This is a genomic window from Streptomyces sp. NPDC001536, assembly GCF_042894505.1.
Taxonomy (GTDB): Bacteria; Actinomycetota; Actinomycetes; order Streptomycetales; family Streptomycetaceae; genus Streptomyces.
Genome location: NZ_JBIAVQ010000019.1, coordinates 36,980 through 56,937 on the forward strand (window position 1 = coordinate 36,980; position 19,958 = coordinate 56,937).

18 protein-coding genes, 3 pseudogenes and 1 riboswitch are annotated in these 19,958 nt (G+C 71.5%); of the genes and pseudogenes, 5 read left to right on the plus strand and 16 right to left on the minus strand.

The window, feature by feature from the left end:
* Positions 1-39: 39 nt before the first annotated feature.
* Positions 40-597, minus strand: coding sequence for a hypothetical protein (locus ACFY0U_RS38590; protein WP_388644096.1), 558 nt, complete (start codon positions 595-597; stop codon positions 40-42).
* 243 nt (positions 598-840) lie between these two features.
* On the opposite strand from ACFY0U_RS38590, the gene recQ reads away from it, so the two are divergent.
* A complete protein-coding gene (gene recQ, locus ACFY0U_RS38595) occupies positions 841-2,844 on the plus strand; it encodes a DNA helicase RecQ (RefSeq protein ID WP_388644097.1) in 2,004 nt (667 codons plus the stop codon).
* A gap of 120 nt (positions 2,845-2,964) precedes the next feature.
* On the opposite strand, the gene ACFY0U_RS38600 is transcribed toward recQ, so the two are convergent.
* The 10 genes from ACFY0U_RS38600 to fahA all read right to left on the minus strand — a co-directional run bounded on the left by ACFY0U_RS38600 (position 2,965) and on the right by fahA (position 13,931).
* Positions 2,965-5,823 carry a fumarate reductase/succinate dehydrogenase flavoprotein subunit gene (locus tag ACFY0U_RS38600; protein ID WP_388644100.1) on the minus strand — a complete coding sequence of 953 codons (2,859 nt, stop codon included), beginning with the start codon at positions 5,821-5,823 and terminating at the stop codon, positions 2,965-2,967.
* Between the two features lie 11 nt (positions 5,824-5,834).
* The gene (locus ACFY0U_RS38605; protein ID WP_388644103.1) at positions 5,835-6,719 is read right to left on the minus strand and encodes an ABC transporter ATP-binding protein; all 885 of its coding nucleotides are present in this window, start codon (positions 6,717-6,719) and stop codon (positions 5,835-5,837) included.
* The gene (locus ACFY0U_RS38610) at positions 6,703-7,656 is read right to left on the minus strand and encodes an ABC transporter permease (RefSeq protein WP_388644106.1); all 954 of its coding nucleotides are present in this window, start codon (positions 7,654-7,656) and stop codon (positions 6,703-6,705) included. Before ACFY0U_RS38610 ends, ACFY0U_RS38605 begins: the two co-directional genes overlap by 17 nt.
* Positions 7,653-8,996, minus strand: a complete 1,344-nt coding sequence (locus tag ACFY0U_RS38615) for an ABC transporter substrate-binding protein (protein WP_388644108.1) — start codon at positions 8,994-8,996, stop codon at positions 7,653-7,655. The genes ACFY0U_RS38610 and ACFY0U_RS38615 overlap by 4 nt, the downstream gene beginning before the upstream one ends.
* Positions 8,997-9,012: 16 nt before the next feature.
* A complete protein-coding gene (locus ACFY0U_RS38620) occupies positions 9,013-9,240 on the minus strand; it encodes a ferredoxin family protein (RefSeq protein WP_388644110.1) in 228 nt (75 codons plus the stop codon).
* Positions 9,241-9,327: 87 nt separating this feature from the next.
* Positions 9,328-10,116: a GntR family transcriptional regulator gene (locus ACFY0U_RS38625; protein ID WP_388644113.1), complete on the minus strand. Its 789-nt coding sequence runs from the start codon at positions 10,114-10,116 to the stop codon at positions 9,328-9,330.
* 121 nt (positions 10,117-10,237) lie between these two features.
* Positions 10,238-11,179 (minus strand): M56 family metallopeptidase, encoded by a 942-nt coding sequence (locus ACFY0U_RS38630; protein WP_388644114.1) that lies wholly within the window; start codon positions 11,177-11,179, stop codon positions 10,238-10,240.
* 230 nt (positions 11,180-11,409) lie between these two features.
* Positions 11,410-11,790 carry a GntR family transcriptional regulator gene (locus ACFY0U_RS38635; protein ID WP_388644117.1) on the minus strand — a complete coding sequence of 127 codons (381 nt, stop codon included), beginning with the start codon at positions 11,788-11,790 and terminating at the stop codon, positions 11,410-11,412.
* A 43-nt stretch (positions 11,791-11,833) separates the two neighbouring features.
* Positions 11,834-12,607, minus strand: a complete 774-nt coding sequence (locus ACFY0U_RS38640) for a hypothetical protein (RefSeq protein ID WP_388644118.1) — start codon at positions 12,605-12,607, stop codon at positions 11,834-11,836.
* Between the two features lie 103 nt (positions 12,608-12,710).
* Entirely contained in the window at positions 12,711-13,931 is a 1,221-nt protein-coding gene (gene fahA / locus ACFY0U_RS38645; protein ID WP_388644120.1) for a fumarylacetoacetase, read from the minus strand.
* A 249-nt stretch (positions 13,932-14,180) separates the two neighbouring features.
* Here fahA and ACFY0U_RS38650 point away from each other — a divergent pair.
* A pseudogene (locus ACFY0U_RS38650) lies at positions 14,181-14,329 on the plus strand (ATP-grasp domain-containing protein); the annotation flags it as partial.
* A gap of 44 nt (positions 14,330-14,373) precedes the next feature.
* Here ACFY0U_RS38650 and ACFY0U_RS38655 read toward each other — a convergent pair.
* The 4 genes and pseudogenes from ACFY0U_RS38655 to ACFY0U_RS38670 all read right to left on the minus strand — a co-directional run.
* Positions 14,374-14,979 carry a hypothetical protein gene (locus ACFY0U_RS38655; protein ID WP_388644122.1) on the minus strand — a complete coding sequence of 202 codons (606 nt, stop codon included), beginning with the start codon at positions 14,977-14,979 and terminating at the stop codon, positions 14,374-14,376.
* Between the two features lie 99 nt (positions 14,980-15,078).
* Positions 15,079-16,227 (minus strand): arabinogalactan endo-beta-1,4-galactanase, encoded by a 1,149-nt coding sequence (locus ACFY0U_RS38660; RefSeq protein ID WP_388644124.1) that lies wholly within the window; start codon positions 16,225-16,227, stop codon positions 15,079-15,081.
* A 115-nt stretch (positions 16,228-16,342) separates the two neighbouring features.
* Positions 16,343-16,546, minus strand: coding sequence for a Beta-galactosidase C-terminal domain (locus ACFY0U_RS38665; protein WP_388644354.1), 204 nt, complete (start codon positions 16,544-16,546; stop codon positions 16,343-16,345).
* 12 nt (positions 16,547-16,558) lie between these two features.
* Positions 16,559-17,224, minus strand: a pseudogene (locus ACFY0U_RS38670) (beta-galactosidase); the annotation flags it as partial.
* A gap of 254 nt (positions 17,225-17,478) precedes the next feature.
* Between ACFY0U_RS38670 and ACFY0U_RS38675 the strand changes: the two are divergent.
* From ACFY0U_RS38675 to ACFY0U_RS38685, 3 genes and pseudogenes are all read left to right on the plus strand, one after another.
* Positions 17,479-17,777 (plus strand): annotated as a pseudogene (locus tag ACFY0U_RS38675) (extracellular solute-binding protein); the annotation flags it as partial.
* A gap of 276 nt (positions 17,778-18,053) precedes the next feature.
* Positions 18,054-18,887, plus strand: coding sequence for an HAD family hydrolase (locus ACFY0U_RS38680; protein WP_388644126.1), 834 nt, complete (start codon positions 18,054-18,056; stop codon positions 18,885-18,887).
* Positions 18,884-19,141 (plus strand): hypothetical protein, encoded by a 258-nt coding sequence (locus tag ACFY0U_RS38685; RefSeq protein ID WP_388644127.1) that lies wholly within the window; start codon positions 18,884-18,886, stop codon positions 19,139-19,141. Before ACFY0U_RS38680 ends, ACFY0U_RS38685 begins: the two co-directional genes overlap by 4 nt.
* Here the strand turns inward: ACFY0U_RS38685 and ACFY0U_RS38690 are convergent.
* Positions 19,138-19,617, minus strand: a complete 480-nt coding sequence (locus tag ACFY0U_RS38690) for a transglycosylase SLT domain-containing protein (protein ID WP_388644130.1) — start codon at positions 19,615-19,617, stop codon at positions 19,138-19,140. The genes ACFY0U_RS38685 and ACFY0U_RS38690 overlap by 4 nt on opposite strands.
* Before the next feature lies 1 nt (position 19,618).
* Positions 19,619-19,815: riboswitch (cyclic di-AMP (ydaO/yuaA leader) on the minus strand.
* Positions 19,816-19,958: the final 143 nt, after the last annotated feature.

Genomic DNA, 19,958 nt, shown 5'->3' on the forward strand with positions numbered 1-19,958 from the left:
CCGGTTCCCCTCGTGGGAACCGGGGCCGCCGCGTCGTGCTCAGGACGTCCAGAGGGCGTCGAGGTCGGACACCCAGTCCGGCACGGTCATGGTGGTCGCCGGGGTCGGCGTGCCGGAGCACTGCACCGTGGGGTTGAGGCCCTCGAAGAGCCCGTCGGGGTTGTCCTCGTAGAGCCACGCGTGAAGCGTGTAGTAGCCGGGCACCTCGGTGCTGCGGAACGTCTCGCCGAACAGCGTCGGCGCGGCCTGGCCCGTGTTCTTCACGGCCCATCCCACCCCGGCCAGATCGCGGTCCTCGGTGTCGGGCCCGCCCTGGTACAGCAGGACGTCCGGCTTGGCGGGGTCGACGACATTGTCGGCGAGATGCCCGGCGTTCTCGTAGCGGTAGCCCCGCCCGGCCACGCACTGGTCGGTGCGGACCCAGTCCGGCGGGGCGAGCGGCTCGTAGTTGTACTCGGCGGTGCTCGTGTACGCCGGGACCAGGTCCACCCAGACGAACGGATCGGGGTCGGACGCCGCCTGCGCGGGGGCGGCGGTCAGGGAGAGCGCGCCGGCTATCGCCATGGTGATGGCGGCCTTGAGGGGCCGAGAGGACATGATGGGGCTCCTTGAAGCGGAAGCGGCGCGCGCTCTTGTGGGACACGCCGTGCAGGGACAGTCGGGCCTCCCCTGACCCGCCCGAGCAGCATGTCCCGGTGGTCACGACGGCGCCATGTGACGGAGGCCATCCGGATGAGCGCGCAGAGTGACGGGGTGAGCCTGTGGATAACTCCGGCGTTGTCGGTGCGGGCCCCTATCGTGGACGCAGTGGTCGAGGGACGACGTACGGGGGACAGGGCTATGCGCGGGATGGGTGGGATCAGCGAGATGCCAAGGGTGACCGAGCCGGCAGGGACGGCTGAGAGCGAGGCGCTGGCCACGCTGCACCGGGTCTTCGGGTACGAGGCCTTCCGCGGTGAGCAGGGCGAGGTCATCGAGCATGTGGTCGCGGGCGGCGACGCCGTGGTCCTCATGCCGACCGGTGGCGGCAAGTCCCTGTGCTACCAGATCCCGTCCCTGGTCAGACCCGGTACCGGCATCGTGGTCTCGCCGCTCATCGCGCTGATGCAGGACCAGGTGGACGCGCTGCGGGCGCTCGGTGTGAATGCCGGGTTCATGAACTCCACGCAGGACTTCGACGAGCGGCGGGTGGTGGAGGCGGAGTTCCTGGCGGGCGAGCTGGACCTGCTCTATCTGGCACCGGAGCGGCTGCGGCTCGACTCCACGCTGGACCTCCTCTCGCGCGGCAAGATCTCGGTCTTCGCGATCGACGAGGCGCACTGCGTGTCCCAGTGGGGCCACGACTTCCGCCCCGACTACCTGTCTCTCGCCCTGCTCGGCGAGCGCTGGCCGGACGTCCCGCGGATCGCGCTGACCGCGACGGCCACACACGCCACCCACCAGGAGATCACCCAGCGGCTGAACATGCCGGCGGCCCGGCACTTCGTGGCGAGCTTCGACCGGCCCAACATCCAGTACCGGATCGTGCCCAAGGCCGACCCCAAGAAGCAGCTGCTGAGCTTCCTGCGCCAGGAACACGAGGGCGACGCGGGCATCGTGTACTGCCTCTCGCGCAACTCGGTCGAGAAGACGGCGGAGTTCCTCAGCAAGAACGGCATCGAGGCCGTGCCCTACCACGCGGGGCTCGACGCGGGCACACGCGCGGCGCACCAGTCGCGGTTCCTGCGCGAGGAGGGCCTGGTCGTGTGCGCGACCATCGCCTTCGGCATGGGCATCGACAAGCCGGACGTCCGTTTCGTCGCCCACCTCGACCTGCCCAAGTCGGTCGAGGGCTACTACCAGGAGACCGGCCGCGCGGGACGTGACGGACTGCCGTCGACGGCCTGGATGGCCTACGGACTCAACGACGTCATACAACAGCGCAAGCTGATCCAGTCAGGCGAGGGCGACGAGGCGTTCCGCCGCCGGGCCGCCTCCCACCTGGACGCGATGCTGGCGCTGTGCGAGACGGCCCAGTGCCGGCGCGGGCAGCTGCTGAACTACTTCGGCCAGGAGCCCGACCCGGCGGGCTGCGGCAACTGCGACACCTGCCTCACCCCGCCGGAGACCATGGACGGCACGGTCGCCGCGCAGAAGGTCCTGTCGACGGTGGTGCGGCTCCAGCGCGAGCGCGGTCAGAAGTTCGGCGCGGTGCAGATCGTCGACATCCTGCTCGGCAAGCGCACCGGCAAGGTCATCCAGTTCGACCACGACCAGCTGTCCGTGTTCGGCATCGGCGAGGAACTGTCCGAGGGCGAATGGCGCGGTGTCGTCCGCCAGTTGCTGGCACAGGGACTGCTCGCGGTCGAGGGGGAGTACGGCACGCTGGTGCTCACCGAGGCGAGCGGCGCTGTGCTGCGGCGCGAACGCGACGTGCCGCTGCGCAAGGAGCCGAAGAAGCCGGCCGCCGCGAAGGCCGCCGGGTCCGCTTCCGGGCGGGGCGAGCGCAAGGCGAAGGCCGCGGCCGCCGAGCTGCCCGAGTCGCTGCTGCCGGCCTTCGAGGCGCTGCGGGCGTGGCGGGGCGAGCGGGCGCGGGAGCAGGGCGTTCCGGCCTACGTCATCTTCCACGACGCCACGCTCAGGGAGATCGTGACCGTGTGGCCGACATCGGTGGCACAGCTCGGGACGGTCGGCGGGGTCGGCGAGAAGAAGCTGGTGACGTACGGGGAGGGCGTGCTGGCGGTCCTGGCCGCACTAGGCGACGGCGCTCCGGCCGCGGCGGCGCCGAGTCCCCAGGGCGACGGGGATCCGGGTGCGGACCACTGGCCCGAGATGGACGAGGAGCCGGAGCCCGACTGGGATTAGGGACCGTCGGCGGCGCCGGACCTCGACTGGGCTCAGGGATGGTCGAGGGCGCCGGAGCCTGACTGGGCTCAGGGATCGTCGGGGGCGCCGGAACGGACATGAGCTCCGGCGCCGATCCCGTCACAGCGCTCGGGCCGCGTACGCCCTGACGTCCGCGTCCGGGTCCGTCGTCGCCGTGGCCAGGGCCGCTCGCGCGTCCTCGGTGGCCGTGTGACGGGTCAGGGCCAGGACCGCCGCCTTGCGGACGTCGGCGTTCTGGTCGGCGAGTGCCTTGGCGAGGGCGGGGACGGCGACATCCGGTCCGGCCGCGGACAGCGCGGTCGCGGCGCCCGACCTGACCTGCCAGGCGGGGTCGGCGAGGGCGGTCACCGCGCGGGCGGTGAGGGGTGCCGGGCAACCGGTGGTGCCGAGTGCGGCGTAGGCGGCGGCACGGACCAGGGCGTCGGGGTCGTCGACGAGGCCGGCGAGGGCCGCGTGGACGGCGTGCTCGGCAGGGGTTTCGGCGGGGACGGCGGCGGTCGCCCGGCCCGTGGGCGGCTGCGTGGCTGCTCCCAGCCGGCCTGCGAACACCGTCGCCAGTGCCTTGGCGATGGTGACCCGGACCTCGCGGGACGGGTCGGTCAGCGCCGCTCGGGCGAGTGGTGCGGCGGCGTCGACCGAGACGAGGGCGCGTACCGCCTCGATGCGGACGGCGATGTCGGAGTCCGTCAGCGAGTCGGCGAACAGCTCCGTGTCGCCCAGCCGCAGGGCGCGCAGGACGTCGAGGGCGGCGGCGCGGACGACCGGGTCGGGCTCGGTGAGGGCGGCGGCGAGGCCGTCACGGAGGGCCGGTTCGGGCGGGAGCGTCTCGACGAGCTCGCGCAGTGAGGCCGCGGCGGCGGCGCGTACCTCGGCGGCGGGGTCGCGGAGCGCGCCGGCCAGGGCGGGGCCGGTACCCGGGGGCAGGGTCTCGGTGAGCACGGCGACGGCCTCGCGTCGGACGGAGGGCGCCTCGTCGGTCAAGTAGGGGCGCAGGGCGTCGAGTTCGGGCTGCTCCTCGGCGAGGGCGACGAGTTCGAGGAGGCGGGACGAGGAAGTCTGGGGGGTGGGGTGGGTGGGGAGGGGGAGGGGCCCCCTCCCCGACAGCGATTCCGCAGATGCCGCCGACCCAGCCGCCTCCCCCAGCACCCCCGCCGCCACCGGCGCCCGGTCCCTGGACCCCGCCGTCGCCACATCCTCCGCATGCACCTCGCCCAGGTGCCGGGAGGGGCCGCCCGTCGGGGTGAACTCCTCGACGGGGACCAGATAGGGAGCCACGGGGCGGGCCGTGAACTCCATCGTGCCGGAGGGGGACTTGTGCAGGTCGAGGTGGTGGAACCAGGACGCGTCGTCGCGCTGAGGATGGTCGAGACGGTCGTGGTAGAGACCCCAGCGGGACTCCGTGCGGGCCAGGGAGGCGCGCGCGGCCATCTCCGCGCAGTCGCGGATGAAGGAGACCTCGGCGCAGCGCATGAGTTCGTGCGGGGTGCGGGCGCCCATCTCCGCGATGTCGGTGTGCATCCGCTCGAAGGCCTCCAGGGCGAGGGAGAGACGGGCGCCGGACTTCGGCGGGGCGACGTAGTCGTTCACGAAGCGGCGCAGCTTGTACTCGACCTGGGGCTGCGGCGGGCCGTCCGGGTTGCGCAGCGGGCGGTAGATCAGCTCGTGCGCCTCGCGGAGCTGGTGAAGCGGCAACTCACCCTCGTACGGCCGGTATTGCGCGGCGTCCGCGCCCGCCAGGTCGCCGTAGACGAAGGCGCCGATCATGTAGTTGTGGGGGACGCAGGCGAGGTCGCCGGCGGCGTACAGGCGGGGGACGGTCGTACGGGCGTGGTCGTCCACCCGTACTCCCGAGGCCGAATGGCCGCCGCACAGGCCGATCTCGGAGATGTGCATCTCGATGTCGTGGGTGCGGTAGTCGTGGCCGCGACCGGAGTGGAAGGTGCCGCGGGAGGGGCGTTCCGTGGAGTGCAGGATCGACTCCAGGGCCGATATCGACTCCTCCGGCAGATGGCTCAGCTTCAGGTACACGGGGCCTCGGTCCGAGGCCACCTCCGCCGCGAACTCCGCCATCATCTGGCCCGACCAGTAGTCGGAGTCGACGAAGCGTTCGCCGTGCCGGTTGACCTGGTAGCCGCCGAAGGGGTTGGCGACGTAGGCGCAGGCGGGGCCGTTGTAGTCCTTGATCAGCGGGTTGATCTGGAAGCACTCGATGCCGGTGAGTTCGGCGCCCGCGTGGTAGGCCATCGCGTAGCCGTCGCCCGCGTTCGTCGGGTTCTCGTAGGTGCCGTAGAGGTAGCCGGAGGCGGGCAGGCCCAGGCGGCCGCAGGGGCCGGTGGCGAGGATGACCGCGCCCGCGCGGACCGTCACGAAGGCGCCCGTGCGGGTGTGGAAGCCGGCCGCGCCCACGGCCCGGCCCTCGGCCGTCAGCACCCGGACCGGCATCACCCGGTTCTCGATACGGATGCGTTCCCGCATCTCGCGCCGCCGCAGCTGCCGGTACAGGACCTTCTTGACGTCCTTGCCCTCCGGCATGGGCAGCACGTAGGAGCCGGAGCGGTGGACCTGGCGGACCGCGTACTCGCCGTGCTCATCCTTCTCGAACTTCACACCGTAGGACTCCAGTCGCTGCACCATGGCGAAGCCGCGGGTGGCGGTCTGGCGGACGGTGGACTGGTCGACGATGCCGTCGTTGGCGCGGGTGATCTCGGCGACGTAGTCGTCGGGTTCGGCGCGGCCCGGGACGACCGCGTTGTTGACGCCGTCCATGCCCATGGCGAGGGCGCCGGAGTGCCGGACGTGGGCCTTCTCCAGGAGGATCACGTCGGCGCCGTGCTCGGCGGCGGTCAGGGCGGCCATGGTGCCGGCGGTGCCGCCGCCGATGACGAGGACGTCGCAGCTCAGCTCCTCGGCGTCGGTGAGTGCGGGGATCTCCAGGGGGGTGTTCACGGAGGCGGTCACCAGGTGGCCTTTCAGGTACCGAGCGAGGTGAGGACTTCGCGCCGCAGAGCCAGGCGCGCGGGATCTTCGTGTGCCGTGCGGTCACGCGGACGGGGTATCTCGTGTACGGCGGTGAGGCGGCCGGCGCCGAGGAGGGCCACGCGGTCGCCGAGGAACAGGGCCTCGTCCACGTCGTGGGTGACGAAGACGACGGTCGCGCCCGTGCCCCGCAGCACCTCCACGAGCAGGTCCTGCATGCCGGCGCGGGTCTGGGCGTCGAGGGCGCCGAAGGGTTCGTCCATCAGGACGGCGCGGGGCGCTCCCGCGAGGGCCCGGGCGAGCTGGGCGCGTTGGCGTTGCCCGCCGGAGACGCGGTGCGGCAGGTGCCGGGCCCGGTCGGCGAGTCCTACGCGGTCCAGCCAGGACTCGGCCTGGGCCCGGCGTTCGGCGCGGGGCACCCCCTTGATGGCGAGGGGGAGTTCGACGTTGGCCCGCAGGGTGCGCCAGGGCAGGAGGGCGTCCTCCTGGAAGACCAGGGCGCGGTCCGCCGCCGGGGCGGTGATCCGGCGGCCGTCCTGCTCCACGGTTCCGTCGAGCGGGGGCAGCAGGCCGGCGAGGGTGCGCAGCAGCGTCGACTTTCCGCAGCCGGAGGAGCCGACGACGGTCAGGATCTCGCCGGGCGCGATGTCCAGGTCGACACCGGACACGGCGGGGGCACCGGGTCGCCCGAGGCCGGCGCCGGTGAGGGTGAGGCGGGTGCCGCGGACGGGGGCGGCGGCCGGAGTGTCGGCGCCGGAGGTGGGCTGATGCGGGGCGGTGCCCGGTCCGGTGCCGGAGGCTTGCGGGGTGGTGCGGGTGACGCCGGTCGGCCCGGGGGCCTCCAGGGCTGGGCCGGTCGTCTCAGACGAGGTGCTCATCACGTGCCTCCTCGGTCCTGGAGTCGGACCCCTTGTCCTCGGGCCTGTCGTGCACGGCCCCTTCGTCCGCAGCAGCCGGCGGTACCGATCCGCCCGAGCGCGCAGCCCTCGGACGAGACCCCGCCCCCACGTCGTACGACGTCCGTGGCAGCCACCGCGTCAGCCGGCGCCCCAGTGCCTCGACCGCCGTGGACGTGAGCCAGCCGAGGACGCCGATCGTGACCATGCCGACGAAGACGCCGGGGTAGTCGACGACCGTGTAGTCCTGCCAGGTGCGGTAGCCGACGCCGTACTGGCCGGAGATCATCTCGGCGGAGATCACGCAGATCCACGAGACGCCGATGCCGACCGAGAGGCCGCCGAAGATGCCCGGGAGCGCGCCCGGCAGGACGACCGAGGCGAGGATCCGCGACCGTCCGCCGCCCATCGTCAGCACCGCTTCCTCCCAGGCGGGGGTGAGGGCGCGGACCGCGTGCCGGGTGGAGACCAGGACGGGGAAGAACGCGGCGGTGAAGGTGATGAAGACGATGCCCTGTTCGTTGGAGGGGAACAGGAGGATCGCGACGGGGACCAGGGCGATCGCCGGGATGGGGCGGATCACTTCGAGGACCGGTCCGAGCAGGTCCTCGGCGAGGCGGGAGCGTGCCACGAGCACGCCCGTCGCCACACCGAGCACCGCGGCGAGGAGGAACCCGCTGAGGATGCGGGTGAGGCTGTCGGTGAGGTCGGTCCAGTAGTCCGGGCCGGACAGCCGGTCGGCGAAGGCGTGGGCGACGTCGGTGACCGTGGGGAACTGCGAGAAGCGCAGCCACAGGTCGATGTCCAGGCTGGTCAGCAGCTGCCACACGCCGAGGGCGAGGGCCAGCGAGCCGGCCCGCAGGGCGAGCCGGCCGCCCCGGCGTGGATACCGGGGCGCCCGTCGTGCGTTTCCGCTCACGACGCCTGCTCCAGCGCGGCGGCGTACGAGACGACGCGGGCGCCGTCGTGTTCGCCGACGTACGCTCGCGCGGTCGCCGGGGCGACGAAGGGCAGCAGTTCCTTGCCGTCGGTCACCCAGATCGCCTTGTCGGCGAACCACAGGGTGCCGGTGGTGGCGTCGGGGACGTACGCGGCGCGGATGCCGGCCTGGTGCTGGGAGACGTAAGCCAGAAGCTGAGAAGGGGACTTGAAGCCGAGCGTCTTCTCGGCGCCCTTGGGCCAGACCTCGCTCGCGGACGCCGGGGGAGCGGTGGCGAGCCGCTTCGCGTACTCGGCGCCCAGGGCCTTCTTGACGTACTGGTCGTCGACGAAGGCGTCCACGTCCACGTCGCCGGTCAGCTTGGCGGACTTCAGGACGGAGACGTCCTCCTTGAGGGCGGAGATCAGCTGGGGCTTGATCGCCGGGTCGAAGGTGGAGATGCCGTGGGCGCCGTTGTAGAGGTAGACGACCTCGGCGGGCAGGCCGGTGGCGTCGGCGACCTTCTCGGCGGCGGCCACCGGGTGGTCGTTGAGATAGTCCGTGGCCTCCGCCTGGGCCTTGAGGAAGGCCTCCAGGACGGCGGGGCGTTCCTTGGCGAAGTCCTCGCGGGCGGTGACGCCGTGGAAGGTGGGGAGGTTCAGCTGGGCACCGTCGTAGAGGGCCTTCGCCTTGCCCTGGTAGGCGAGCAGGCCGGGCCAGGCGACGAACTGGGAGAGCGCGTCCGCGCTGCCGGCGGAGAGGGCGGAGGCGCCCACCGCGGGCTGCTGGTTGAGCTTCTCGATGCCCTTGTCGGGGTCGATGCCGGCGCGCTGGAGGGCGCGGACGAGGGTGCCGTCGGCGGCGGAGCCGATGCTGGTCGACACCTTCTTGCCCTTGAGGTCCGTCAGGGAGGCCAGCTTCGAATCCGGGGCGGTGACGATGGTGTTGAGGCCGCCGCGGAGGTTGTAGCCGGTGACGGAGACCAGGTGGGTCGGCTTGCCGAGCTGCTTGCCGCGGGCGGCGTTGATGAGGAGCGGGAAGTCGCCCATCGAGCCGATGTCGATCTTCCCGGCGGTCATCTGGGCGGTGATGGGGGCTCCGGTGGCGTAGTCCTGCCAGTCGACTTTGTACGTCTTGCCGTCGCCCAGTGAGTTGAGCTGCTTCTCGAAGGAGCCGAGGGAGCGCAGCAGGGTGCCGGCGGTGACGGTGTTGATGGTCTTGGACTGGTAGCCGACGGTGACGGTCACCGTGGAGCCGTCGCCTGCCTGGGCGCTGCCGCCGCAGGCCGTCAGGGGTGCGAGCAACAGGGCCAGTGAGGCGGCGATTGCCTTGTGTTTCATGGGAGTCGGGGACCTTTCACCGGAGCAGATAGGGCGTGTTGACCGTGACGGCTCCGGTGGGACAGCGGGCCGCGCACGGGCCGCAGTACCAGCACTCGTCGACGTGCATGTAGGCCTTGCCGCTGCTGTCGTCGATGGCGAGGGAGTCCAGCGGGCACATGTCCACGCAGAGCGTGCAGCCGTCGATGCACTTCGACTCGTCGATGGTCACGGGCACGTCGGCCCGCTGGGGCGCCAAGGGCATGGCTGTCTCCAGAGATGTCCTGAGATTTCCCGCGCGGAGGTGAACCGAGCCGGGTCTGCCGAACGATGAAGAGGTGAGAGGGGGTGGTCAGAGGGCGCGGTGCAGCAGGCCGCTCATGGTGATGCGGTCGCCGCGGAAGCGGATGAACTCCAGGTCGACGGGGCGGCCGTCGGCGAGGTGGGTGAGGCGTTCCAGCATGAGGACCGCCGCGCCGCGCGGGGCCTCCAGGACGGCGGCGGAGTGGGTGTCCGCGTTCACCGCCTCCAGGGTGATCTCGGCGTGGCCGAGGCGCTGGCCGGTGATCGTCTCCAGGAGGCGGAAGACGTCGGTGTTCTCCAGGTCAGCGCCGAGCAGGGCGGTGCCGATGTCGAGCGGGATGTAGGTGAGGTCCAGGGAGAGGGGGAGACCGTTGAGGCGGCGCAGGCGTTCGATGTAGAGGACGTCGGTGCCGGGTTTGACCTGGAGGCGTTCGGCCACCGGGGCGGGTGCGGGGGCGGGGCCCATGGTGCGGACCTCGTTGGTGACCGTGCCGTGTTCGTGGAGGGTTTCCGCGAGGCCCATCAGACGGTCCAGGCCGTGGGGGTACTTCTGTGCGACGACCACGGTGCCCACACCGGGCAGGCGGTCGACGAGGCCTTCGGCGCGCAGCAGGTCCAGGGCCAGGCGGACCGTGTTGCGGGAGGCCCGGTAGTCGGTGGCCAGGGTCGACTCGTGGGGGAGGGTGTCGTCCGTGAAGCCGCCGGTGAGGATCTGGTGGCGCAGGAGGTCGGCGAGTTGCCGGGCCTGGTCCGCGCGCAGCCGGCGACGCGTGCGGTGGGCGGCGACGGTGGTCGCGCCCTGGCCGGCGTGGTCGCGGATGCGGTCGGAGGGAGGCATGCCTCGAACCATAGCGAGGAGGTAGGAAAAGGGGTGTTGCGGCAGTGTTGCGCCACCTGCCAGGGCGTCAGGTGTGCGGCTGACCTGCGCAGACGGCTGCCGTCGAGCAAGATCTGCCAGGTTAGGCCAGTGCCGTGAGCCCCGGCCCGAAAGCGATCAGCAGGGGCAGCAGGGGGACCAGGGCCGCCACGGTCGCCGTCAGTGCCCGGTGTCTGCGCAGCAGGCGCGGCCGGGGTTCCAGGAGGCGGTCCACCCGCTCGCCCAGCAGGCGGTGGCTGGAGGAGCAGGACAGGACGCCCCGGTGCTGGTTCAGCTCGATCAGGGCCAGGGCGGTGGTCAGGTGGCCGCAGCGGCGGGAGGCCGTGTCGTCGGCGGCCAGTTCGACGAGGCGGTGGGTCTCGTCGCAGAAGTGGGCGAACAGGGGCACTCGGGGGAAGCCGGTGGCGAGGGCGGTCGAGAGGTGGAGCAGCCAGTCGTGGTGGGAGCGGGCGTGGTCGCGCTCATGGGTGAGGACGGCGTCCAGCTGGTGGTCGGTCAGGCGGTGCAGGGCGCCGGTCGTGACCACGAGCTGGGGCGGGCTGCCCGGCATCCACCAGGCGTCGGGGTATTCGTCCTCCAGCACCAGCAGGGGGCCGCGCGCGGCCTTCTCCAGGCCGCCGGGCAGTTCGGGGGCGCGTTCGCGCAGGTGGGCCCTGGTGAGGCCGCGTCGGCGGCGGGCCTCCACCAGTTCGCGGGCCAGCATCGCGGTCGTCCAGGCGGCCCCGCAGGCCAGCAGCAGGGTCAGAAGGGCGGCCCAGGCGGGGGCGGCGGACAGGTCGTAGGCCGCGGTCACCGCGGGCGGCGCGGGGGCGAAGACATGGTCGCGGACGGTGTGGAAGACGGCGGCGGCGCCGAGCACCAGGGCCGTCAGACAGCACATCAGGACGGTGGCGACCAGGCACTGCCACACCCACAGGGCGACGACGGGTTCCCGTTCGGGCCAGGTGGCCCGGGTCAGCGCACGGGGCGCCGGCACGGCGGCGGTCAGCGCGACCGCACTCAGCAGGAGCAGGCAGACAGTCATGCCACGGGCTCCGGATCCTGGTCGGAAGGGAAGGAAAAGCGGCTGTGGGGCGGGCGGTGCGCGGATCACGCCGCGTCCCGTGCGGCACGGATGCGCCACATCGTCGCCCGCCGCCAGTATGACGGCCCGGACGAGCGGCGTCAGGGGACAGAACGGACGCTCTGCCCCTCGGCGGCTCTCGCTGAACCCTCGGTGCCTGGCCGCTTCAGCCCCCTGGGGCCCCGCACTCCTCATTCCCGCAGGGCCTCCGCCACGGCCGCCACGACCGCCGCGTCCCCCGCCCCGGCCGCCCGCGCGGCCGCCACGAACCCCTGGGCCAGCGCGGCCAGTTCGGCGGGGTCCGGTCCCTGCCGCAGGTCGGCCGGCAGCGGGGCCACCCGCGTCCCGGCTCCCCGTCGGGTCCGGATCAGTGCCGCGGCCTCCAGCTCCCGGTACGCCCGGGCCACCGTTCCCGGCGCGAGCCCGAGGTCGGACGCGAGCTGTCGTACCGTCGGCAGCCGCTCGCCCTCCGGCAGCCGGCCCGCGGTGATCAGCCCGGCGAGCTGCGCACGGATCTGCTCGTACGGCGGGACGGGGCTGGTCGTGTCGACACGCACGGCCTCGCCGCTCACCGGCGGCCGCCCTTGGAGTGCCCGGCGCCTGCGGTCCCGTCGCTCACCGGCCGTTCCCCTCGGCCTTCTTGGCGCGCGGGGCCCGCGGCGAGGCGATGGTGAACAGGCACCATGGCGCCACGATCAGTGAGAGGAGGCCCAGTGGCCACACCGCCCAGTTCGCGACGGTCCCGGCCGTCCCGTCGCAGCTTGTGCTCATGAGGGCGCCGGACACGGTCGAGGCGACCCCGAGCAGGGACGAGGAGACCACCAGCCCCCACGCGGCCACGATCGCCAGTGTCCGGTCGCGGCGGGACTGGTCGTCACTGGGCCGGGTCGCGATCCGCCGCAGGGACCAGCCGCAGGCGGCGGTCGAGAGGGCGAGGGAGACGAGCATGGGGAGGCTGTAGTAGAAGCCGGGCCAGGGGGAGGCAGACTCGGTCACGCCCCGGCAGGTCAGTGTGAGCGCACGGCCCGCCCGCCCCAGATCGTCCGGCGAGGCCACCGCGGTCGCCACGGCCAGCACGGCGACCAGCGCGGCGGCGAGTGCGAGCAGCAGCCCTGTCATCCGGGGCGGGACGTGGTCGCGGACCCGGCGCGGGGTGAGGCCGGCCGTGCGTACGGCACCCTGTCGGGGACCGGTGAGCGCGTCGCCCACCAGCACCCCGGCCACCGCGCACAGGCCGAACGCCGGGATGGCGTAGAGGATGCCGTCGTCGCCGATGAGGGGCGACAGCAGGCGGGCCGCCAGGACCCCGACGGCCAGGCCCGTCCAGCGGGCGTAGCGGTCGAGGGGCGCGCGGGACGAGGACCGCGCGGTGGAATCGAGTTCGAGCATGACGGACAGACCCCCGGGGAGACGCAACCGACGACCACTTGTATCAAGTCGTGAGTACAAGATGCGTCTCCAGGGCGCTTGTGTCAACTCCTTGCTACAAGGGTCACTCGCCGGCCGTCACCCGCCCGGTGACCTCGCCGAGCCCCACCCGCACCCCGTCAGGACCCGGCGCCCACGCCGACAGCGTCACCACGTCCCCGTCCTCCAGGAAGGTCCGCTTGCCGTCGGGGAGTTCGAGGGCGTCGCGGCCGTTCCAGGTCAGCTCCAGCAGGGAGCCGCGTTCGTGTTCGGAGGGGCCGCTCACGGTTCCGGAGCCGTAGAGGTCACCGGTCCGCAGGGAGGCCCCGTTCACCGTCATGTGGGCCAGTTGCTGCGCTGCGGTCCAGTACATGGTGGAGAAGGGGGGTTCGGAGACCACGTGCCCGTTGATCGACACGGAGATACGGAGGTCGTAGCCGCCGGGGCCGTCCCCCGAGGCCGAGTCGTCGAGATACGGCAGCAGTTCGTGCGTCCGCTCCGGCGGCGCCACCCGTGCCTCCTCCAGCGCGTCCAGCGGGGTGATCCACGCCGACACCGAGGTGGCGAAGGACTTGCCGAGGAACGGGCCGAGCGGGACGTACTCCCAGGCCTGGATGTCGCGCGCGGACCAGTCGTTGAGGAGGCACAGCCCGAAGACGTGCTCCCGGAAGTCGCCCAGCGCCACCGGCGAGCCCATCGCCGACGGCACCCCGACCACGAAGCCGACCTCCGCCTCGATGTCCAGGCGGACCGACGGGCCGAAGACGGGGGTCGCGTCCGAAGGGGCCTTGCGCTGGCCCGACGGCCGTACGACATCCGTGCCCGACACCACGACCGTGCCCGAGCGGCCGTGGTAGCCGATCGGCAGGTGCTTCCAGTTGGGGGTCAGGGAGTCCGTGGCGTCGGGGCGGAAGATCTGGCCGACGTTGCGGGCGTGGTTCTCGGAGGCGTAGAAGTCGACGTAGTCCGCGACCTCGAAGGGCAGGTGCAGGGTCACCGACGAGAGCGGGTGCAGGAACTCCGCGACGGCCGACCGGTGCGAGGGCACCGTCACCCATGCCGTCAGGGCCCGCCGTACGTCCGACCACGCGGTGCGGCCCGCCGCGAGCAGCGGGTTCAGGGACGGCCGGGCGAGCAGAGCGGCGTAGGGCGAACCCAGTGCGTGGGCCGCCGCGCCCGCGTCGAGGACGTGGTCGCCGAGCCGGACGCCGACGGTCCGGTCGGCCGACTCTCCCACGGAGAAGACGCCGTACGGAAGATTGTGCGGGCCGAAGGGGTCGCCCTCGGGGAGATCGAAGGGGGGCATGGGGTGCTGCCTCGCTCTCAATCGCTGCGTGTGCCAGGTGGTCGCGCCACACGTTACGTGCGAGTCGCTTGTCTTGGGAGGGCTTAAAGGGCTGACCGGGAAGGGATAAAGAAAGTCCGCAATGCCCCGGTAAGGGAAAGATGGCGGCATGGATTCTGGTTTGGCGTCCTTTGGGGCCAACGGGCGGGGTGGGGCCGGCCCGTGGACGGGATACCTGGGGGACCCGTGGCCGGGAGCGCGGACAGACGTGTGCCTTTTGAGGCCGACCGTGAGGTGCCGGGCCTGATCGTGAAGTTCGGGGCCCGATGTACGCGAGCACGGAGGACCGCCGCACCCCCGCGGCAGCCTCCCGCTACCTGCGGAAGGCCTTCGGGACGTGGTTCGTGTGCGGTACGGAGTTCGCGGCACCGAGGCTGGTGAGGCATCTGGCCGCCGCGCACGTCTAGAACTCCTCGGCCGCGAGCTGCCAGGCCATGAACTCCTCGACCAGCTCGGGCGGGTTGGCGGCCTCGGTGGCATGGAGCTCCCAGCCGGGGCAGGACATGTCGAACACGACGACGGGGAGCGGGCGGCCGAGGACCCGCTCGATCACCCCGTCGGCGTGCAGATGGCGGGCCAGGTCGATGACGGCGTCGTAGAAGTGGAGCCGGAGAAGGTCCGCCCGGGCGCCGATGTCCTCGTCGTCCAGCAACCGGTCGAGGTCGAACTCGCCCTCGTACCAGGCGCCGAGCCGCTTGACCTCCTCGACGTACACCGGGCCGCCCACCGGATCCTCGGGGATGTTGCCGAGCGTCTCGAAGCCCTCCAGGAGCCAGTAGGCGTAGTTCCAGCGGACCTCGCCCTCGTCCCCCGGATACCTCTCCCGCTCGTACTGGCTCTCGGTGTTGTAGCCGATGGCCACGTACGGACGGCGATCGTCGTCGTCGACGCGCCAGATACGGAAGGACAGGGCGTACATCTCGGGCCTGAGCTCCTCGGGGAAGCGCTCAAGGACGCCGACCGCGGCCGTCCGCAGATGGTCCAGAAAGGTCTCCGGCTGATCCGTCACCCCGCGAGCATCTCACCCGCGCCGGTACGACCGTTCTCCCAGAGAGGGTGGTCGCGGCGGCGGCCCGGCGGCCGCCGACGGAACCCTGACCGAGGGGAGTTACGACCGGTAGCGGCCCAGCGTCCGCAGCCCCGGCAGTGCCCTGTCCTCGAAGTCGAACAGCGCCAGGTTCTCCCACGCGTTGCCCGAGCCCGGGTCCTGCGGGTTCCAGCCGCTGCCGGCGCGGTAGGTCCACACGCCTTCCCAGTAGCAGTAACCGAGACCCTGTCCGCCGGGGACGGCGGCGGCGAGGTCGGCGACCGCGCGCAGCCAGGCGGCCTGGCCCTCGGGGGTGGCGGGGAAGCCGGGGGTCAGCTGCGAGGGGCTGTTGAGGATGTCGTTGATGTCGTCCTCGCTGCCCAGCGTGAACGGGTACGCCGTCTCGGCGATCACGACCGGCTTGCCGTAACGGGCGGTGAGATCCGCGAAGTTGGCGGCGGCCGTCTCCAACGTGCCGTGCCAGAAGGGGTAGTAGGACTGGGCGATGATGTCGAAGTCGAGGCCGTAGGACACCGCGGTGTCGAACCACCAGCGGGACGTGCCGTTGTCGCCGCCCGAGGCGATGTGCAGCATCGTGCGGACACGCGGCGAGGTGTCGCGGGCAGCGCTCAGACCGGACTTGAGCAGCGCCGCGAGATTTCCCCAACCCCCGCCGTCACTGCCCCAGTTCTTGCCCTCGGGCCAGAGCATGCCGCCGTTGATCTCGTTGCCGACCTGCACGAGGTCGGCGGGGGTGCCCTGCCGCTTCAGGGCGCCGAGCACGTCGGCCGTGTGGTCGTAGACGGCCCGCGTCAGACCCGTGACGTCCAGGTCCGCCCACGCGGCCGGCTTCGTCTGGTGCGCCGGGTCGGCCCACGTGTCGGAGTAGTGGAAGTCGATCCAGATGCCGATGCCGGCCCGCCTCAGCCGGCGGGCGAGCGGCAGGACGCGGGCCTTGTTGTTGTAGCCGTCGACCGGGTTCACCCAGACCTTCAGCCGGGCGTGGGTGATCCCCGCGTGGGCGAGCAGCCGGACCGGGTCCTCGCGGCGGCCGTCGGCCGTGCGGTACACGGCGCCGTGGTCCTCGTTCTTGGGCAGCGAGGAGATGTCCATGGCCCGGATGTCCAGCCCCCGGCGACCCCCCGCGGAGGCGGCCGCGGGCGCCGCCCCCAGCACGGGAACGGCCAGCGCGGCGGCTCCCGCAGCGGTGAGAACACTGCGTCTACGCATGTCAGAGTCCTTTCACAGAGCAAAAACAGAGATGCCGGCTCACAGAGCAAAAACAGAGATGCCGGCTGGCAGAGCAGGAACAGAGCTGTCGGCTCGCAGAGCAAAAGCAGAGGTGTCAGCGCGGCTCGCGGAACACCTCGACCGCACCCGCCGGCACGGCGGCCCGACCGCCGTCCGGCAGCACGACCTTCACCTCGCCACCGGTGTGGTTGGCGGCGAAGCGGTACGTCCCCGACTCGCCTTCCCGTAAGACGAGTTCGACGTCCCGGGGCAGCGCGGCGGGAGTGATACCGGCGTCCGTGAGGGCCAGGTCCACCACCGCCGCCAGCCCGTCGCCGGTGAGCCGGAAGTCCAGCTGCTGGGTGGGGTTGGTGACGGTGGGCGTGGCCCGGGGTGCCTCGATCTCCTCCCAGGCGCCGTACTGCTGACCCCAAAACGCTGTGCCCCAGGCCTGGTTGAGGGCCCCGAGCGTGCCGTTGCGGTCCATCAGCCAGTGCCGGAAGGCCACCGCGCAGGTGTCGCAGAAGCAGCTCGTCACCGGAGCGCCGTACTCGTCGTGGACGTGCCACAGCACGACCGCCGGATGACGGCCGTACCGCTCGCCCAGCCGCGACGCGATCTCCCGCGAAGCCGCCCGGTAGTGAGGGTTCGAGTGGCAGATCGCCCCGCGCGCCCCGAACGTCGGCCGCACGCCCTCCCGCGTCACCGGCAGCGCCTCGGGATGCGCGCGGTAGAGCCACGCGGGCGGTACGACGGTCGGGGTCGCCAGGGCCACGCCGATGCCAGCGTCGTGGAGCATGCCGATGATCCGGTCCAGCCGCGCGAAGTCGTACGCCCCGCGCCGGGGCTCCATCCGCGCCCACGCGAAGACGCCGAACGAGACCAGCGTGACACCGGCCGCCCGCATCAGCCGTACGTCCTCCTCCCGCGCCTCCTCCGGCCACTGCTCGGGGTTGTAGTCACCCCCGAAAGCGAGCGTCTGACCGTCGTACGGCATAGGTGGACTCCCAGGGGATCGGCAAGGAGACGTCTCGATATCTGTGATCGTGCACAGCATCGAGAGCGTCTGACATCCGCGAGCAACAAGTAGGTAACCCGACGGCACCTTCCTTGACAAGGGGTTGAAACGCTTCTCTGCTGTGCACGATCACAGAGCCGATCGGCGTTCGCGCGCAGCCCCTCGTGCGGCGGTTCCGACGACGACGCCGGCGACGACGACTCCGGGAACAGCGAGCCGGTCAAGCTGACCGACGCACCGACGCGGTCTACGCGATCCCGCAGGACTCCGGGCCGCTGATGTTCTACTACCGCGAGGACCTCTTCCGGCAGTACGGACTCAGCGTCCCGAAGACCTGGACGGAGTTCGCGGAGACGATCCGGGCCGCCAAGAAGGCCTTGCCGAACGCCTCCTTGACCACCTTCTCCTCCAACGACCCCTTCTGTGGGCCGGGTTGGCCCAGCAGGTCGGCGCCAAGTGGTGGACCGTCGACAGCGGCGCCCAGTGGACGTTCGCCATCGACGACGCCGCGACCGAGCAGGTCACCGAGTTCTGATCGCGCTGTTCCTGGCGATCCAGCGCTTCTGGTCGCTGGATCTGCTGAGGGGCTCGATCGAGACGTGACGGGGCCTTGTTGTTGACCGAACCCGGGGAGAAGCTCTTCGAGGATCCCGACTTCAGTGTCCTGGCGGGGGTGGTCCCGCCGACGGAACCGGTGGTGCGGGATTCCACTTGAGCGCGGAACCGGAGCGGCGGTCAACGCATGTGAAGGCTGCGCCCGTCCGGTTCGCGTCGAGTCGATGGGGGAAACCATCCGTATTCTCTGATCATGGCCGCACCCACCGCATATTCACTCGTCGCCACTGACCTGGACGGAACCCTGCTCCGGGGCGACGACACACTCTCCGACCGTTCGCTCGCCGCGCTCGCGCGGGTGGCGGAGGCCGGGGCCCGGCATCTGGTGGTGACCGGCCGGCCGGCCCCGAGAGTGCGGCCGCTCCTCGACGACCTGGGCAGTACGGGGCTCGCGGTGTGCGGGCAGGGCGCGCAGGTGTACGACGCCGGCGCGGACCGTCTGCTGTGGTCGGTCACCCTGGACCGGGAGCTGGCCGAGACCGCGCTCGGCAAGATCGAGGCCGAGGTCGGGCAGGTCTACGCCGCCGTGGACCAGGACGGCGTCGACGGACTCACCCTCATCGAGCCGGGGTACCTGATGCCGCACCCCACCCTGCCCGCGGTCCGGGTCGACCGCCGCGACGACCTGTGGTGCGAGCCCATCAGCAAGGTCCTGCTCCGCCACCCCGCCCTGTCCGACGACGAGTTGGCGGCAACGGCCCGCGGAGTCGTCGGTTCCCTCGCGACGGTGACGATGTCGGGCCCCGGCACCGTCGAACTCCAGCCATGCGGCATCACCAAGGCGACGGGCCTCGCCCTCGCCGCCGACCACTTGGGCCTCGGCCCGGAACACACCATCGCCTTCGGCGACATGCCCAACGACATCCCCATGTTCGACTGGGCCTCCCACGGCGTAGCCATGGCCAACGCCCACCCCGAACTCAAGGCGGTAGCCGACGAGGTGACGTTGTCGAACGAGGACGACGGCATCGCGGTCGTCCTGGAGAGGCTGTTCCAGGAAAACCTGCTCGGGAACGGGGTCCGGTGAAGATCGACCTGACGGACGACCAGGCACTCGTCCTGTCCGACTGGCTCGATCGGGTCATGCACCGCAGGGAGTTCTCGGCGGTCGTCGACGATCGTGCCGTCTGGTCCCCGCTGTTGCGCATCAGCGGGTCGCTGGAGACACAGCTCTCGTCGATCCTCGATGCCTCGTACGGCGAGCAACTGGAAGCGGCCCGCCGACGGTTGATCGGCGAGCTGGGCGACTTCGGTGAGCCGCCCAGCGGTCGCTCGTCCTAGTACGCGCCCCACACGTTGTCGATCGACCCGTACCGCTGCGCCGCGTAGTTGCAGGCCGCGGTGATGTTGGCGACCGGGTCGTACGGGTCCCAGGAGGTGCCCGAGACGTGGTACGCCTGGAAGGTGGGGTCGATGACCTGGAGGAGGCCCTTGGAGGGGGTGCCGGCGGCGGCGTTGGAGTCCCAGTTGTTGATGGCGTAGGGGTTGCCGGAGGACTCGCGGATGATGTTGCGGTAGATGCCGTCGTACGACCCCGGGATGCCGTTCTGGGCCATGACCTGGAGCGAGGCCCGGATCCAGCCGTCGAGGGTGTTGGAGTAGCCCAGCGAGGTGGCCGTGGCCACGGTCGGGGTGGCCGCGGAGGCGCTGGTCGCGCCGATGACCGGGAGCGCGAGCACGGCGATACCGGTGCCGGCGACGGCGAGCTTGCGGGCGAGACGGGACGTTCTGGTGCGACGGTGAGCGGCAGCAGGCATGACGTTTCCTCTCCGGCGCCTGCGAGGTGAGCTGTCGGGTTCGGGCGGGAGCTGCCCGGCCGGGCCGCCGTACGGCGACACGACTTCACCCCAAGCCGGTCCGTTATGTCCAGAACTATGTCCTGAACGCACGGTTCGGCGACTTACCTGGTTCCCCCGCTCCTGCCGTGAGTTCTCGTAGGTGAGCGGTCTTCGGGCGGCGGCAGGATTCGGCGTTCCGCCCGGCCGGGAACGTATGCGAGAGCACATGTCCGGAACAAGTACCGGATTCACACAACACACCCATTGACCTTGGTCTGAGGCGTATGGGGTGCTTGATCCTTTGCGGACGTCAATCGCCA

What these genes read in the sequence shown, in the direction of transcription:
- ACFY0U_RS38590 (WP_388644096.1), bottom strand. Translation starts at nt 597, where the DNA reads ATGTCCTCTCGGCCCCTCAAGGCCGCCATCACCATGGCGATAGCCGGC.
- recQ (WP_388644097.1), top strand. Translation starts at nt 841, where the DNA reads ATGCGCGGGATGGGTGGGATCAGCGAGATGCCAAGGGTGACCGAGCCG.
- ACFY0U_RS38605 (WP_388644103.1), bottom strand. Translation starts at nt 6,719, where the DNA reads ATGAGCACCTCGTCTGAGACGACCGGCCCAGCCCTGGAGGCCCCCGGG.
- ACFY0U_RS38615 (WP_388644108.1), bottom strand. Translation starts at nt 8,996, where the DNA reads ATGAAACACAAGGCAATCGCCGCCTCACTGGCCCTGTTGCTCGCACCC.
- ACFY0U_RS38620 (WP_388644110.1), bottom strand. Translation starts at nt 9,240, where the DNA reads ATGCCCTTGGCGCCCCAGCGGGCCGACGTGCCCGTGACCATCGACGAG.
- ACFY0U_RS38625 (WP_388644113.1), bottom strand. Translation starts at nt 10,116, where the DNA reads ATGCCTCCCTCCGACCGCATCCGCGACCACGCCGGCCAGGGCGCGACC.
- ACFY0U_RS38630 (WP_388644114.1), bottom strand. Translation starts at nt 11,179, where the DNA reads ATGACTGTCTGCCTGCTCCTGCTGAGTGCGGTCGCGCTGACCGCCGCC.
- ACFY0U_RS38640 (WP_388644118.1), bottom strand. Translation starts at nt 12,607, where the DNA reads ATGCTCGAACTCGATTCCACCGCGCGGTCCTCGTCCCGCGCGCCCCTC.
- fahA (WP_388644120.1), bottom strand. Translation starts at nt 13,931, where the DNA reads ATGCCCCCCTTCGATCTCCCCGAGGGCGACCCCTTCGGCCCGCACAAT.
- ACFY0U_RS38660 (WP_388644124.1), bottom strand. Translation starts at nt 16,227, where the DNA reads ATGCGTAGACGCAGTGTTCTCACCGCTGCGGGAGCCGCCGCGCTGGCC.
- ACFY0U_RS38680 (WP_388644126.1), top strand. Translation starts at nt 18,054, where the DNA reads ATGGCCGCACCCACCGCATATTCACTCGTCGCCACTGACCTGGACGGA.
- ACFY0U_RS38690 (WP_388644130.1), bottom strand. Translation starts at nt 19,617, where the DNA reads ATGCCTGCTGCCGCTCACCGTCGCACCAGAACGTCCCGTCTCGCCCGC.